This window comes from Aquisphaera insulae, assembly GCF_011064615.1.
GTDB classification, from domain to species: Bacteria; Planctomycetota; Planctomycetia; order Isosphaerales; family Isosphaeraceae; genus Aquisphaera; species Aquisphaera insulae.
This window is the reverse complement of record NZ_JAALJH010000140.1, coordinates 1-14,187: the sequence shown is the minus strand read 5'-3', so window position 1 is coordinate 14,187 and position 14,187 is coordinate 1. Positions and strand designations below refer to the sequence as shown.

12 protein-coding genes are annotated in these 14,187 nt (G+C 69.5%); 4 read left to right on the top strand and 8 right to left on the bottom strand.

From position 1 onward, the window contains the following. Nucleotides 1-235: 235 nt before the first annotated feature. The 4 genes from G6O54_RS34910 to G6O54_RS34895 form a co-directional block, all read right to left on the bottom strand. Entirely contained in the window at nt 236-1,150 is a 915-nt protein-coding gene (locus tag G6O54_RS34910; protein ID WP_165234928.1) for an ABC transporter six-transmembrane domain-containing protein, read from the bottom strand. A 31-nt stretch (nt 1,151-1,181) separates the two neighbouring features. Beyond that, the gene (locus G6O54_RS34905) at nt 1,182-3,059 is read right to left on the bottom strand and encodes an asparagine synthase-related protein (protein ID WP_165234925.1); all 1,878 of its coding nucleotides are present in this window, start codon (nt 3,057-3,059) and stop codon (nt 1,182-1,184) included. Nucleotides 3,060-3,090: 31 nt separating this feature from the next. Further along, nucleotides 3,091-3,825, bottom strand: coding sequence for a lasso peptide biosynthesis B2 protein (locus G6O54_RS34900; RefSeq protein ID WP_165234922.1), 735 nt, complete (start codon nt 3,823-3,825; stop codon nt 3,091-3,093). Between the two features lie 235 nt (nt 3,826-4,060). Continuing rightward, nucleotides 4,061-4,261, bottom strand: a complete 201-nt coding sequence (locus G6O54_RS34895; protein ID WP_165234919.1) for a hypothetical protein — start codon at nt 4,259-4,261, stop codon at nt 4,061-4,063. Between the two features lie 232 nt (nt 4,262-4,493). Here G6O54_RS34895 and G6O54_RS34890 point away from each other — a divergent pair, with 232 nt between their 5' ends. Continuing rightward, nucleotides 4,494-5,102 (top strand): RNA polymerase sigma factor, encoded by a 609-nt coding sequence (locus tag G6O54_RS34890; protein ID WP_165234916.1) that lies wholly within the window; start codon nt 4,494-4,496, stop codon nt 5,100-5,102. A gap of 40 nt (nt 5,103-5,142) precedes the next feature. Continuing rightward, the gene (locus G6O54_RS34885) at nt 5,143-8,130 is read left to right on the top strand and encodes a serine/threonine-protein kinase (RefSeq protein ID WP_165234913.1); all 2,988 of its coding nucleotides are present in this window, start codon (nt 5,143-5,145) and stop codon (nt 8,128-8,130) included. Nucleotides 8,131-8,336: 206 nt separating this feature from the next. Here G6O54_RS34885 and G6O54_RS34880 read toward each other — a convergent pair whose 3' ends face one another. Next, on the bottom strand, nt 8,337-9,371 hold the full coding sequence (locus G6O54_RS34880) for a DUF1559 domain-containing protein (RefSeq protein ID WP_165234910.1): 1,035 nt from the start codon (nt 9,369-9,371) through the stop codon (nt 8,337-8,339). Between the two features lie 445 nt (nt 9,372-9,816). On the opposite strand from G6O54_RS34880, the gene G6O54_RS34875 reads away from it, so the two are divergent. After that, nucleotides 9,817-10,737 carry an SIMPL domain-containing protein gene (locus tag G6O54_RS34875; protein WP_165234907.1) on the top strand — a complete coding sequence of 307 codons (921 nt, stop codon included), beginning with the start codon at nt 9,817-9,819 and terminating at the stop codon, nt 10,735-10,737. 129 nt (nt 10,738-10,866) lie between these two features. Here the strand turns inward: G6O54_RS34875 and G6O54_RS34870 are convergent, their stop codons facing one another. Beyond that, entirely contained in the window at nt 10,867-12,084 is a 1,218-nt protein-coding gene (locus G6O54_RS34870) for an aldo/keto reductase (protein WP_165234904.1), read from the bottom strand. Between the two features lie 252 nt (nt 12,085-12,336). Between G6O54_RS34870 and G6O54_RS34865 the strand changes: the two genes are divergently transcribed. Continuing rightward, on the top strand, nt 12,337-12,495 hold the full coding sequence (locus tag G6O54_RS34865) for a hypothetical protein (RefSeq protein ID WP_165234901.1): 159 nt from the start codon (nt 12,337-12,339) through the stop codon (nt 12,493-12,495). Nucleotides 12,496-12,740: 245 nt separating this feature from the next. Here G6O54_RS34865 and G6O54_RS34860 read toward each other — a convergent pair whose 3' ends face one another. Continuing rightward, nucleotides 12,741-12,980, bottom strand: a complete 240-nt coding sequence (locus G6O54_RS34860) for a DUF2905 domain-containing protein (RefSeq protein WP_165234898.1) — start codon at nt 12,978-12,980, stop codon at nt 12,741-12,743. Between the two features lie 30 nt (nt 12,981-13,010). Next, the gene (locus G6O54_RS34855) at nt 13,011-13,751 is read right to left on the bottom strand and encodes an SDR family oxidoreductase (protein ID WP_165234895.1); all 741 of its coding nucleotides are present in this window, start codon (nt 13,749-13,751) and stop codon (nt 13,011-13,013) included. Between the last annotated feature and the right edge of the window lie 436 nt (nt 13,752-14,187).

Here is a 14,187-nt window from a genome sequence, read left to right as displayed (position 1 = left end):
CAGAGGATCTCGGTCAGGCCGATCCGATGATTGCCGCCATCGCTCTCGTCAATGGCCTGGAGATGCTCACGGGAACACCGCCCATTACCAGCGGATTTCGCAAGTCGGACACCACCTCGTGCTCCGCGATCGGAGAGCCTGAGCACGAAGCACGCCGCGAAGATCTCAGACGAGCGAGTGATGCCCCCGAGGCCCCCGGTTTGTCGAGGAGAAGCCGAATGACCCCGGTTTCGGTTCAGCAGGCGAGGTCTCCACCGTCGTCTCGTGACCGAAGGCGGCCCAGGATATCCCGGAGCCTGCCCGCTTGCTGGACGAGGGCGGGGACGCCGTCGAGCCCGACGCAGAACATCATGAGGTAACGGAAGACCGCGACGATGCGCCCGGGGTCTCCGTCGGCAAGGGCGCCAGCCCTCGCCAGGGAGGCGATCATCGCGGCCAGGAGAGCAGCCTCCAGGATCGCGGAGTTGATCGCCTGGGAATCGGAGAGCCGCACTCTCCAGGCCGCGACGCGCAGGAAATGAGATCGTACTTCACCCGGCTCCCCGCGGCCGATCACCGCGACCTCTCTCTCGATCTCGTCATTGAGGCCGGCGTGGAACCGGCTTGCACGCCGGCCGTAGGCGTGATTGAGGAGGGCCGAGGGGACGATGGCTGCGAGGGCGATCGCCGACAGGCCGACGTCGTATGTCGCGAGCATCCCGAGTGCGCCGAGAATTGAGACGCCGACCTGCACCCCGATCGAGAGGTCCCGCTCGAAGAAATCGACGAGCTCGCGTGACATGGCCGCCCGGGCCGCCACCCGTGAGACGTGCTGCTCCCGGCGTCTCTGGTCGGGTATGACGCGACTGGCCAGGTCCGCGTAGGCGGCGGTGAAAGTCCGGGTGTCGTAGACCCTGCGTGCCGAGGCGATGGCCGTCGCCGCCAGATGCTGGAAGGCCAGGGAGAGCAGGCCCGCGGTCGAGCCGATCCCGAGGCCCGCGACAGCCAGGCCGAGGCAATAGGGCTGTGCAAGGCCGACCAGGTTCTCGCCGACGAGCAGCGCATACGTCAGCAAGATGCGGGCCCGATGGGCCCGGAAGATCGCCAGGAGATCCGCCGCCGAGCTGCCTTCCGCGGGCGCCGGGGCATGGACTGCCAGTGTCGAGCACATCGGGAATCCCTCCGAGCGAGATCGAGCCGCCTCAGGCGACGGGGGACGAAGCCGCAATCGACGCCACGCCTCGCCCCCGCATCGCCAGCCACTTGATCAAGGCCATGGTCAGGTTGAGCTTGTGGAGCCCGTCCACGCCGCAGGCGAGACCGAGGGCGGCCCGCTGCAAACAATCCGTCAGGATGTCGGGGCGTATCAGGCCCAGATCCTCGAGCGGCGTGGATCGGACCAGGGCTTCCAGAAGGGGGAGGTTGCGGGAGAGGCCGAGGTAGGCGACCTTGTCGTATCGGCCCTTGAGGCGACGAGCGATGATCTCCGGGGGAAGGACGTCTCGCATCGCGTGCGCCAGCACCGGCTTCTGGCCCTCAGGCCGAGGGCGGAGACGCAGGAGCATGCCCAGCCCATAGCGGAGGACACGCGCGTCCAGGAATGGGTGGGAAATGGCCAGCCCCCGCGGCAGGCCGAGGGCCCAACGGTCGACATCCCCCTGCCGGCAGGCGATCATGTGGAGTCCCAGGGATAGGGCGAGCGGCCGCCGCGGATCCCGGAGGGCCCGTGCCGCTTCGATCGACCGGCCGCGGAGATCTTGCGCCCGTGCGAAGTCTCGACGGATCCAGGGGGGAATCGTCCACTCGTTCTGCCGATCCCAGGCCGTCGGGCCCGCGCGGAAGGCCGCCCTCACGCCGCCGACGGCCCAGGGCGGCAGGAGATTGTCCAGGACGTAGGGCTTGATCAGCGACACGGGGCTGCAATTGTCCACTCGGGCCCAGCGACGAGCTTCCGCCCAGGCCCCGATGATCCGGCCGCGGCGGACCAGGTCGACGAGATGGAGAGGCAGCATCACCGTCATCTCGTCGGCGCCAAGGCCGGTCAAGAGCGTGTCGGCGCCGCAGGACGCAGCGGCGTCGATCGTCGAGCGATCGAGGCCGAGCCGCCGGAGGCCCGGGTATGGCTCGTCGTGCGGGGGCGCGTCCGCGAAGGCGTCGAAGTCGAGGAGATCGTCGGCGGGTACTTTGTGCGCGACCGCGTGTCGCAGCCTCGACAGCGCGGCCTCGATGTAGGGCCCTTCGCCGGTCAGCCCGGGGGTCGATTCGTGGACCAGGGTGATCGTGTGCAACGGCCCCTCGCCCAGGCCGCGGCCGACGCAGGCATCGGCGAGCAAGGCCGTCGCGGTGGAATCCATGCCGCCCGAGAGGTGGGCCGCCACCCTCCCGCGCATCCGCTCCGCGACCGCGGCCCGGAGTCGCTCGCCGTAGCCGTCGGCCACGGCGAGGAGGTCGTCGCTGCCCGGGTCCTCGATGCGATCCGCCCAGTCCCAGTAGCGGCGGACCGCGACGGACCCGTCGGTCATGCGGATCTCGATCGCGTGCCCCGCAGGGACGCGGTGGACCCCTTCATGAACGGTCCGTTCGCCGTTCACCTCCTGGACCTGCCCGGGGAGCATCAGGAATTCGGCCAGGTACTTGCGGTCCAGATCCCGCGGGGGAAGCATCTCCAGCAAGGGGTCCATGGCGGTGGCCAGGACCAGGCCCGCCGCGTGACGGGCCCAGTAGAGTGGGAACCCCCCCATCGGGTCCCTGGAAGCCACGACCCGTGCTGCCGGGCCGTCCACCACGACCACCGAGAAGTCTCCCTCGAGCCTCGCGAGGGCCGAGGCGCCGAACCTCCTGTAGAGCGCGAGGACCAGGGCGGCATCATCGGTCGCGGCACGGGCCGCGACGGTCGAGGGCACGCGACCGGCGATCTCTTCGCGTCGCGCCTCCCGGTAGTCGAGCCGGCCGATGATGGCGACGGACACCCCCTCGTCGCGCGCCACCGAGACCAGGCGGGCGCGGCCCTCGAATCGTCCCGGCGACACCCGCAGATCCACGGCGTCGCCCCGGCTCACCATCGTCCATCCGGCGTTCATCCGTCCGATCCTCCGCGGTTCATGAGATGGCTCAGGCCCACGTCGCGATGGGGGTGAACTCGCGGCAACGATCCGCATGGTCGCTCAGGATCAGGCCGCCGGCCTCGCACCAGCAGTGGCCTTCCAGCGGATGCGTATTGATCCCGACCACGAGCGAGGCATCGAGCCTCGAGGCTCGCGCCAGGGACCAGCAGGCCAGCGCCCGCTCCTTGCACTCCACGGCCAGCGGCAGGGAGGCGGCCGCGGCGCGGACCGCGGCGTCGATGGCCCGGCCGCGGGATTCGGTGGCAGGCATGGCCGCGTGTCGCCTATGGAAGTGCCGGAAGGCGGCGACCGTGCGGACCCAGCCGAGCGTCCGGAATCCGACGCGCGCCAGGATCAGGAGGAGGACCACGCGGGTCCCCATCGGCAAGAGGCCCCCATGGATCAGCCTCAGGGCCGGCAGCAGTCCCCTCGCGGCGAGGGGTAGATGCCGAGCCGGCCGGCCCGCAGGGACGATCAGTCGAGCCCGCCGCAGTTCCCCGAGGAACTCGTCGAGGTCGGCTCGGACGAGGCGAACATCGACCTCATGGCGGCGTGCGATCCGCTCGGCGACCTCGCCTGGACCGCCGTCGAGCGTCCCGGTCAGCATCTCGGCCGCCGTCGCGGACAGAGAATAGAATCTGCCCCCCAGGTCGATCAGCCGCGCCGAGCCGTCCCCGACCGGCAACAGTCTCACCTCGGGCCCGAGCTGCAACTCCCCTTCCCTCAATGCCGTCGCGTTCATCGTGTCCACCTCTCCTCGCTCGTGTTGGTATTTCGCGCCCAGTTCCGACGTGCCCACCGTCGTTCGACCAGGCCCCGCGATTCCCAGCGATCGCCGGCCTCCGGAGGGGCCACGGCGAGGCCGACTTCCCACCGGGTCGTGGTGTCGGCGGAGGCGCGCGAAGACGCGGGAGGAGGGTCGCACGCCCTCCCCCCGCGTCAGGTCGCGGCTCATGGTGTATCCGAGCGGCGAAGCCTCAGCGGTTCCACTTGTAGCCGGAGTAGGAATCCTCGTAGGCCCCGTAGCTGCCGCCGAGGATGACGTCGACGGCCTTCGCCCCCGCCACGAGGCGCGGCGAGCGGTAGCCCGCGTCACGACGGTCAGGGGAGACCTGCTGGGCCTTGGTGTCGAGGGCGGGGGCGTCGATGCGGGCGATGACACTGTTCGAGCGGTCCATGTTCAGCACTCCGGTTCGTGTTCAAGGTTCGGCGTCGCAGGGCCCATCGCCCCGCGTCCGCCTCCACCAGACCCAGCGGACGCCATATCGATCGGGGGACAGACTCCGGCCGATTTTCCGCGAGCGGATCGAGCGAACGCGGATCGCGAATTCCGGTTCCCTATCCGGCCGAAGCGGTCTATCATGTGATCCGCTCGATTCCGCTTCTTTCCGGCCGGTTCGGGGGATCGCGATGGCGGAAGGAGATTCCATACAGATCCAGGGCTGGCTCGATCGCCTCGGCGCCGGCGAGGCAGGAGCACGCGAGGCCCTGATCGCCTGCGCCGTCGAACGGCTCGGCTCTCTCACCCGTCGGATGCTGCGGGACTACCCGTCCGTCCGTCGCTGGGAGCAGACCGACGACGTCTTCCAGAACGCGGCCATGCGCCTGTATCGCGCGCTGGGCTCGGTCCTTCCGCCGACGGCCCGCGACTTCTACCGGCTGGCCGCGGCCCAGATCCGCCGCGAGCTCATCGACCTGGCCCGCCGCCATCAGGGGCCGGAAGGCCTGGGCCGCCGCCACGAGAGCTGGGCACAGGCGGGTGAATCGGCCGCGCCGCCCGACCTCGCGGCCGAGTCCACCGACCCGTCCGGCCTCGCCTCCTGGACCGAGTTCCACGGCCAGGTCGATGCGCTCGAGTCCGATCAGCGAGAGGTCTTCGACCTGCTTTTCTATCAGGGCTTGAGCCAGGACGAGGCGGCCGCCCTGCTCGGCGTCTCGGACCGGACCATCAAGCGCCGTTGGCAGGAGGCCCGCCTGGCCCTCTTCGCGAAGCTCGGCGGGAAGATGCCGGGCCTCTGATCCATCCCCCCGAGGCCCGCCCCGCGTGAGGTGACCCGCCGTGCCATCCGACACCCTGGCCGACCGGCTCGGTGAGCTCCTTGACCGCTGGGAGTCCCGGCGCGACGAGGGCTTAGAAGCCACGCCCGAGGAGCTCTGCTCGGACTGCCCCGAGCTCGTGGAGCCCCTGAGGGTGCGGATCGCGGCCCTGCGAGCGATGGAGGGGCTCCTGCGCGTCTCGGACGGATCCACGACCGCCCCACACGGAGGGGAAGCGAGCAGGCCCGCCGGCACCGGCGCGGGAGGCACGGCGCGGTCGGAGGCCCACTTCGGCGAGCTCCGGTTCCATGCCGCCGGCGGCCTGGGCGAAGTGTACCTCGCCCGACATGAGGACCTGTCCCGCGACGTGGCCCTGAAGTTCATCCGCCGCGATGCTCCGGCCGCGGCGGAGTCGGAACGCCGCTTCCGCCGAGAGGCCGAGATCACCGCCCGGCTGGAGCATCCCGGGATCGTGCCGGTCTACGGCCTGGGGGCCGACTCCGAGGGGCGGCCCTGCTACGCCATGCGGTTCATCCGCGGACGCTCGCTCCGCGAGGCGATCGCCGCATTCCACGAGGGGAAGGGCCAGGACGCCGACCTCGGGGAGCGGAAGCGGGCGTTCCGCGGCCTGATCGGGCGGTTCCGGTCCGTCTGCGCCACGATCGCCTATGCGCACAGCCGGAACGTCCTCCATCGCGACATCAAGCCGGCCAACATCATGCTCGGCGAATACGAAGAGACCCTGGTCGTGGACTGGGGCCTCGCCCGCGAGATGTCCCTCGACGATCCCGACAATCCGGCGAGGGCGGGCTCCCACGCACGGTGTCCGGAGACCCGAGGGAGCGTGGGCACGCCCGGCTTCATGAGCCCGGAGCAGCAAGCCGGGAACTGGGCCCGAGTCGGCCCGGCCAGCGACGTCTACAGCCTGGGCGCCACGCTCTACTGCCTGGTGACCGGGCGCACTCCCTTCCACGGCATGGCCTTCGGCGAGCTCCTGCATCGCGTCGAGCGCGGCGAGTTCCCCGCCCCGCGGCAAGTCAGCCCCACCGTACCCCGGGCCCTGGAGGCGATCTGCCTGAAGGCCATGGCCCTGGCACCCGAAGATCGGTATCCCACCGCGACCGCACTGGCCGAGGACCTCGATCGCTGGCTGGCCGACGAGCCGGTGACCGCCTGGCGCGAGCCCTGGACGACTCGCACAAGACGCTGGGCATCGCGGCATCGGACCTCCCTGGCCGCCGGCTCCGCCTCCCTCATCGTCGCCGCCGTCGCCCTGGTCGTCGGATGGGCCTGGCTGAGTCGTCGGGAGGCCGTTCGTGCCGAACGACTGGGCCGCGAGGTCGACTCGGCCCTCTCCCAGGCGGACGCGTCCGCCGGGCGGGCCCGCGAGGCCTCGGATCCCGTCGCCTGGGACTCCGCCGTCGCGGCCGCCTCTCGGGCCGTCGCACTCCTCCAGACCGGCCCCGCTCCCGGGCCCTACTCCCGCAAGGCCACCGAGACACTCGCGGCGCTCGAGAGCGAGCGAGCTCGGTTCGTGGCCGAGCGAGATCGCCGCGATCGCGACCGTCGCATGACCGCCGAGATCGAATCGGCCATGATGGAGCCGGCGAAGGTCGAGGGGGGCAAGAACTCGTACGAAAGCGCCGTGGAAGCCTTCCGCCGCGCATTCCGCAACTACGGCCTCGACGTCGATTCCCTGCCCCCGGAAGAGGCGGCGGCCCGCGTCCGTTGCAGCGCCATTTCCAGGGACCTTGTGGCCGGCCTCCTCGAATGGGCTCGCCTCTCCGGCGAAGCGGACGACGGTCCCCTCTCCCGGATCGCCCGGGACGGCGACCCAAGCCGGGGAAAGACCGTCAAACGCATCCAGGTTCGGCGTGACAAGGATGGCGTCGACTACGGCTCGCAGATGAGCTACGCGAGCGAAGCCACCCGCCGGATCGCCGCGTCCAGCCTCCTCAAACGGAGCGAGCAACTCCGGGGAGAGGGCCGCATCGACGACGCTATAGAAGCCCTGCGCGGTGACCAGTGGTATCACCCGCTCAACTTCTGGGTATGGTATGAGCTGACGGTCCTGTATCTCGACCGTCGCGGGCCTGGAGATGTGGAAAACGCGGCACGCCTCGCCACGGGATTGATCGCCATGCGGCCCGATAGCCCGCTGGCGTACACAATCCTGGGCCGCACCCTCTCCGCGGCCGGCGATCATGAGGCCGCGATCCGGGCGCACAGGCAAGCGACGGGGCTCCAGCCCAGGTTCGCTCTCGCCTCCCACGATCTGGGCCGCGCCCTGTACCGGGCGGGCCGCCTGGACGAGGCCGAGCCCCACCTCCGCCGATCGATCGAGCAGGGAGAGGAGGCCGCTCGGGTGCTCCTGGGGGTTGTTCTGGCCGACCGCGGCCGCTATCGCGAATCCATCTCGCCGTTGACGCGAGCGCTCGAGACGGCCGTGGACGACGCCACGGCCTCCCTCATACACGCGCGACTGGGCTTCGCCCACCTCATGACCGGGCGAGACGACGAGGCGGCGCGATCCTACCGGACCGCCATCGGCCTCGGCTTCAACCAGGCTCCCCCGCCGACACCGACCGGACCTGCCCGGGCGAATGAGACACCGGTCGCCCCGTCACAGGACGACAACGAAGGAAGATTGACGCTGAGGAAATGCTTCGAAGCCGCCCGCTCCGTGCTGACGGCCGCGGAGGGGCCGGTAGACGGGCGACGCGATGGCCCCGGTGCCAGGGCTCGCGCTCGCGGCCTCGCGTTCGGCTGGCTGAGGATCGGCCTCGACGCCTGCGGGGGAGATCTGCTCAGCGCTCGCCCCGAGGTTCGGGAAACGGTGCGACGGGCCCTCAACCAGTGGCAATCCCATCCCGACCTGGCGGCCATCCGCGACGAGACGCGGATGGCCGACCTGTCTCCGGCCGAACGGGCGGCCTATAGACATCTCTGGGCTGACGTCCGCGCGATGGCATTCGACGCCGCCTTTCCCGCTCGGCCGTTTGCTCCCTGACCTGGCCTGAGGACGCTTCAGAGAGGTCCCTTCGTAACAGGCACTTCGGCGCCAGGTCTCCTTCCAGGACGACAAAGCAGGATTCAGGGTCGTCCCGGCATCGGTTATCCCTGGGTGTGATGACGCATCGTGGGCGACCTCGCCCGGCCCATCACGCCCCGGGCCCGTGTGATTCGGGCCCGGGCTCGTGGCGACGCCGGGGCGGGTCAGAAGCCGTCCGCCGAGATGACCTCGCCGCCGTTCATGCTGCCGAGGGAACGCCAGGTGGCGCCGTTGATGGTGTCCTTGATGAACCGCACCGAACCGTCGCCGAACAGGGTGTTCACCCCGCCGGGATGATAGCTCCGCGAGGTGATGGCGCCGAGGCTGGGCCCGCCGTTGGTCAGGGTCGCGTTCTCTCGCCAGTTGACCAGGTCCAGCGGTTTGGAGAAGTCCGAGGGGCGGGCGATCGTCTTGTTCGGCGTCCAGGCGGTCGTGAAGCCCGTCTCGTGGACTGCCCCGTCCACCCACTCGGTGTGGCCGGTCAGGCCGAGCGAACAGCCGGAGGCATACTGGGGGACGAGCGTGACGGGGTCGACCGACGTCGCGGGGAGGTTCCTCGGATCGACGTTGGCCAGCGCACCGCAGTTGTTCAGGTTCGACTGATACGTCCTCACCTCCGAGGCGAGGAGCGTGTTGCTGAGGCCGTCGGTGATCGCCGAGAATCGGCGGGCGAGGTTGATGTCGAACGGGGCCCGGTTCGAGGTATTCAGGCCTCCCCAGACCAGCCAGTCGCCGCGATTCCAGCCGTAGTTGTTCACCCCGTGGACGACTTCCCCCGTCGTCGCGTCCGTCCGGGGGTCCGGCTTGACCTCGCTCGGGCACAGGAACATGGCGATGGTCAACCGACTGACTGTGAGGTTGTCCGCCACGCTATAGCGGAGGGAGAGGTTCATCGCATTGTACGCCGCGCCCTGCTCGGAATACGGCAGGATGCGGGCGTGGGCGCTCCAGCCATTGCCGTTCAGGGTCGTCCCCGAGATGATCCCCAGGACGAAGGGGGGCGGCAGGACTCCGTTCGTCGACTCGTAATTATGGAGAGCCAAGCCGAGCTGCTTCATGTTGTTCGTGCACTGGATACGCCGAGCCGCCTCGCGCGCCGACTGCACCGCCGGCAGCAGCAGGGCGATCAGCACGGCGATGATCGCGATCACGACCAGCAGCTCGATGAGGGTAAATCCGGATCGGGTTCGCTGACGCATGGTGTTGCCCCATCGGGATCGCTCGTGCGAACAGGAACCATCTGTTCACACCGACCCATAGTGAGATTAAGTCTCAATCGCAAGAAAACGTACATTCCCGGATCTCAATCCGTCAAGGGCACTGTGGGGACTTCCTGGGTCCGGGCTTGCGACCGCATCGAGGCGTTCGAAGGCGGGTCCGCCGGGTCAGGAGATGGCTCGCCGGCGGACATGGAGCCGCGCGTTGACGGCGCTGCGGCGTTCACGGGCCCCTTCGGCCGTCGCCCCGTTGTCAGCGCCTCTCGGGCCGGGTCTCATGGAATGCTCGTGGGCCCCGCCTCGTGCCGGGGCCGAGCCGACGTCGCGCGGCGACGGGCATGTCGGGACATGCACCCGTCGTGCGACGCGGCCCGCCGGAGTCCCGGGCAGGCTGGGCCCGTACGTTCCGCTCCCGGAGGGATTTGCGATGAAGTGGACCGGGATCATCGTCACGACCGTCCTGGTGGCCGTCCCCGGGCCTTCCCGGGCGCAGGTGGGGGGCAACATCGGGTTCGCGCAGGGGGGCGTGAAGCAGAGGGCCGAGCAGAACGAGCGGGGCAAGCGCGTGCTGGCCAAGGAGGAGCTGCCGCCGTCGGGGACGAGCATGTTCGTCGACGCCAACGTGCTCCTGAACGTCAAGGCCGACGAGTACGTCGCGGTCTTCGCCGTCAGCCGCGAGGGGCAGACCGTGGCCGAGTCCGGCCGCAAGGTCGCGGCGGCCGTCGAGGCGTTCACCGCGGCGGTCAAGGCGCTCGGGGTCGGCGCGGACGACATCCATGTGGACTACGTCGCCCAGTCGAAGCTCTACAGCTTCGACATCGACAGGGACGTCGCCCGCGAGAAGCTCGCCGGCTTCGAGCTCAAGAAGAACGTCTCGGTCCGGTTCCGCGACCGGGCCCTGATCGACAAGCTGACCGACGCGGCGGCCGGCGTGGAGATCCACGACCTGGTGAAGGTGGATTACGTCGTCAAGGACCTGGGCAAGGTCCGCGACCGCCTGATGGACGAGGCCGCCGCCGTGATCAAGCGGAAGAAGGCCCGCTATGAGAAGCTGCTGGACCTCAAGCTGATCCCCCCGGCCCAGGTCCTCGCCGAGCGGTCGGCGGCCTATTATCCCAGCGAGATGTACGACTCCTACGTCGCGGCCGAGGGCGAGACCATGGGCGTCGCCCCCGACCGCCAGCGCATCGCCGTCCAGTCCGCCCGCAGGGGCCGCACCTTCTTCTTCAACGGCCTCGACGGCGACGGCTTCGACGCCGTCATCGAGCCCGTCATCCTCGAGCCGGTCGTCCAGTTCACGCTCTATCTCAAGGTCAGGTACGAGATCGAGCAACCGATGGCGAAGTAGTGTCCTGGCAACACCAGGAGTCTGGTTTGAGGGACAGGCATTCCTGCCTGTCCCCCCGGGTTCATGGCCAGGCGAGTCGGAGATTTCGGGGGACAGGCATTCCTGCCCGTCCCGTCGTCAACCCGTCGCTCATCCCAGCAACTTGTGCACATCCCCCAACTTGGCGGCGATGTCGATCTGCTGGACGCACGCCGGCAGGCAGTCGCCGCAGCCCACGCAGGAGGCGCCGTTCTTCGTCAGGGCGGCGTATTCCTTCTGGGCGCGGTCGAGGTCGAAGTAGTCCCGGGCGTACCGCTCGTAGCGGAAGATGTCCGCGACCCCGATGTGCTCCGGGCAGCTCGTGACGCACTCGGCGCAGAGGAGGCACGTCAGGCCCTTGTTGTAGCCGGCCAGCAGGCCGAGGGCCGCGCGGTCCTGCGGGTTCATGGCCAGGCTGGCGGCCGCGCCGGCGTTCTCGCGGAACTGGTCGAAGTTCCGGGTCGCGATCACCGCGGCGGTGAGGCTCTCGTTCGACTTCAGCCACTTGACCATCGCCGCGGCCGGGGTGCTCCCCGCGTACTTCGGATCGGCCAGGAGCTTGGTGAACTTCTGGTCCTGCGCGGCGCGGCCCACGCCCCCCATCGTCTTCATGGCGATGGTGCCGATGTCCTTCTTCTTGGCCGCGTCGATCCACTCCCCGACTTCCTTGCGGTCGTTGTAGGTGTAGAAGAACTGGGTCGCCTCGTAGGGCTCGTGGTCGGCCAGGTAGTGCATGATCTCCCAGGCCATGTCGCCGCCGATGTTGTTGTAATGGTGCTGCGAGATCGCCAGGTGCTTGACCAGCCCCTCCTTCTTGAGCCGCTCGAACGCCCGGACCATGCCCGGGTTCTGCTTGGCCTCCGCGATCGAGTGATAGCCGAAGTGGAACTTGAAGACGTCGTAATAGCCGACGCCCGACTCCTTGAGGCAGTTCTTGACGAACTCGTAGTGCCGCTCCTCGTCGATCTTGCCGCGCGAATGGTCGCCGTTGACGCGGTCGACGACGCACTCGAGGTAGTACGACTCCCGCGGCTGGGCCTTGAGGGCCGGCGGCATCGTCTCGGCGGTCCACTTCTGGGCCTTGTGCCAGTAGTTGACCCCGGCGTGGACGGCCCGGGGGATCAGCTCCTTGGGCCAGTCGGACGCGCCCACCATCCAGCCGATCTCCAGCCCGGTGCGGCCGTATCGCCGCTTCGGCAGCTTGCCCGGTGCGGCCTGGTCGTCCGCCAGCACCGGCAGGCCGGCGCCGGCCAGGCCCGCCGCGGCCACGCCCGTCGCCCCGATCCGCATCACGTCCCGGCGAGATAGGTTCTGCGCGCCGTCCGACATCGCGATACTCCTCTCCTCGTGTGGATCGGGCGTGGGAAGCCGCCCGGTTCGGTCCCCGTGCCGGTCCAGTCTACGGCGGACGCCCCGGAGGTCAACGAACAAAATCCACGGATCCCAGGCCGCCGGGCCGCCGGGCCGCCCGCGGATGAGGCGGGGAAGGACGTCGAAGCGTGTCCGGGCGGCCATGCGACTCCGGCAGCATTCTGATACAGCGATCGAGGCCCCCTCACGTCCCGGAGCGGCAACACCATCATGGAGAGCCCTCTATTCGACCACGACCTCGACCTCGATGACGATCCCGGGATACTCCTGCTCATGCTCCTCGCGGCGTCTTCCCAACTCCTCTCGATCGCCCCGGCGTGGCCTTACCCGTGCGCCGCCTGCCTCCCGGGCTCGCCGCGGACTATCTGAAGCGATCCATGGCCCGCTGCCGATCGTTGCGGGTCGGCGCCGGGAGGAAGAAAGCGGGCTCGTTATCGTCGCGGACGATGGTCGGGCTCGGCTTCCCGGGCGGGAGCATCCCCCTCGCGCCTGGCGTGCTCGTCGTGTGGGGGATGATCGGCCGACGGAACTCCAAGTTCAGGAGCCCCCGATCGGCCCTCGCCGGCGCGTGCCGGCGCCGCCCGATGTCTCCCCGCCAGGCCGCGTCCACCGCGTTAGCGGGACACGGCCCGGACGAGCCACGCAATCAGGCTGAGCACGACGCTGACGACGATGCAGCTCGTGATCGGGAAGTAGAAGCCGCCGTTCTCGCGCTCGATCGCGATGTCCCCGGGGAGCCGCCCGAGCCTCGGCAGGCCGGGCGCCAGCACCCAGATCAGGCCGGCCCCGGCCAGCACCAGCCCGATCACGACAAGCGTCCAGCCGAAGCCGGCGTTCCCGCCCGGTACGTCCATCGCGCTGTCCTCTCAGCTCGGAGTCCCCGCTCAGCCGCCCGCCAGGTCGGCCTCGACGACCGATCGGGCGAACCCTTCGTAGGCTTTCCAGAGGTCACGGGCCATCGAGTCGGGGAAGGCGTGGAACTCGCCGGAGGCCAGGGCCGAGACGATGGCCTCGACCACGACCGAGGGGGGCTCCGCGACGTCCTGCAGGCCGGCGCTGGTGGCCATGTCGGTGGCGATGGGGCCGGGGTGGACGCTCACGACCTGCGTCCCCTGCTTGCCGAGGACCGAGCGCAGCGACTGCGTGATCGAGTAGGACGCGGCCTTCGACGCGCAGTAGGTGGCGAAGTCCGGGAAGCTCTTGATCGAGACCACGGAGTTGAGCTGGACGAAGGCCCCGCCGCCGTTGGCGGCGAGGACGGGCGAGAAGGCCCGGGCCATCCGCATCGGCCCGAGGACATTCACCTCGAATTCCGCCTTCAAGGCGTCCTCCGCCTCCGGGAGGAGGAGATTCGCCGCCTTGAGGATGCCGGCATTGTTGACGACGAGCTCGACGTCGCGGTTCGAGGCGGCGGCCTCCACGCTCGCCGGCCGCTCGAGGTCGATCTCGACCGGGACGACCCGATCGCCGAACCGCTCCACCAGGCCGGCAAGGTTCGCCGTCTTCCTCGCCCCGGCGTAGACCTTCGACGCCCCACGCCCCAGCAGGCCCTCCACGATCGACTTCCCGATGCCCCGATTGCTCCCCGTAACGAGCGCGACCTTCCCGTCGATGTCGAATCCCATGTCCGTACTCCGGCGTGCCCTGTGGAACGAACCCATGCCGGGTCGCGGCCTCGTCCCCCACCGGCCGACGGCCGCCCGATCCCGGCTCTTCGCATGGTCATTGTCCGGGCCGGGCAAGTCCCCCCGGCCGGACGCTCGCCCGACGCCGGCCGCCACCGCCGCGATGGATGGGGGAGATCCTCCACGCCATCCCCTCCCCGCGTCGCCCCGCGGCCCCCGAGGCGACCGTCCCGCGGTCCCGGGAGCGAGCCCGCGAGGCCGGACGCTCGCCCGCACGCCCCGAAGGCTGCACGCAACACCGACGTGACGCACGCGCATGACTAATGGCATATAAGTTGCTGTGCCATTTCAAGACGTGTCCGACCCTGTTCGATGGTCCAAGCAGAAAGGGGAAACCCCGCATGTCGACCGCGACCAAGGCCCACATCGCCTATGA

What these genes read in the sequence shown, in the direction of transcription:
- G6O54_RS34910 (WP_165234928.1), bottom strand. Translation starts at nt 1,150, where the DNA reads ATGTGCTCGACACTGGCAGTCCATGCCCCGGCGCCCGCGGAAGGCAGC.
- G6O54_RS34905 (WP_165234925.1), bottom strand. Translation starts at nt 3,059, where the DNA reads ATGAACGCCGGATGGACGATGGTGAGCCGGGGCGACGCCGTGGATCTG.
- G6O54_RS34900 (WP_165234922.1), bottom strand. Translation starts at nt 3,825, where the DNA reads ATGAACGCGACGGCATTGAGGGAAGGGGAGTTGCAGCTCGGGCCCGAG.
- G6O54_RS34895 (WP_165234919.1), bottom strand. Translation starts at nt 4,261, where the DNA reads ATGGACCGCTCGAACAGTGTCATCGCCCGCATCGACGCCCCCGCCCTC.
- G6O54_RS34890 (WP_165234916.1), top strand. Translation starts at nt 4,494, where the DNA reads ATGGCGGAAGGAGATTCCATACAGATCCAGGGCTGGCTCGATCGCCTC.
- G6O54_RS34880 (WP_165234910.1), bottom strand. Translation starts at nt 9,371, where the DNA reads ATGCGTCAGCGAACCCGATCCGGATTTACCCTCATCGAGCTGCTGGTC.
- G6O54_RS34875 (WP_165234907.1), top strand. Translation starts at nt 9,817, where the DNA reads ATGAAGTGGACCGGGATCATCGTCACGACCGTCCTGGTGGCCGTCCCC.
- G6O54_RS34870 (WP_165234904.1), bottom strand. Translation starts at nt 12,084, where the DNA reads ATGTCGGACGGCGCGCAGAACCTATCTCGCCGGGACGTGATGCGGATC.
- G6O54_RS34865 (WP_165234901.1), top strand. Translation starts at nt 12,337, where the DNA reads ATGGAGAGCCCTCTATTCGACCACGACCTCGACCTCGATGACGATCCC.
- G6O54_RS34860 (WP_165234898.1), bottom strand. Translation starts at nt 12,980, where the DNA reads ATGGACGTACCGGGCGGGAACGCCGGCTTCGGCTGGACGCTTGTCGTG.
- G6O54_RS34855 (WP_165234895.1), bottom strand. Translation starts at nt 13,751, where the DNA reads ATGGGATTCGACATCGACGGGAAGGTCGCGCTCGTTACGGGGAGCAAT.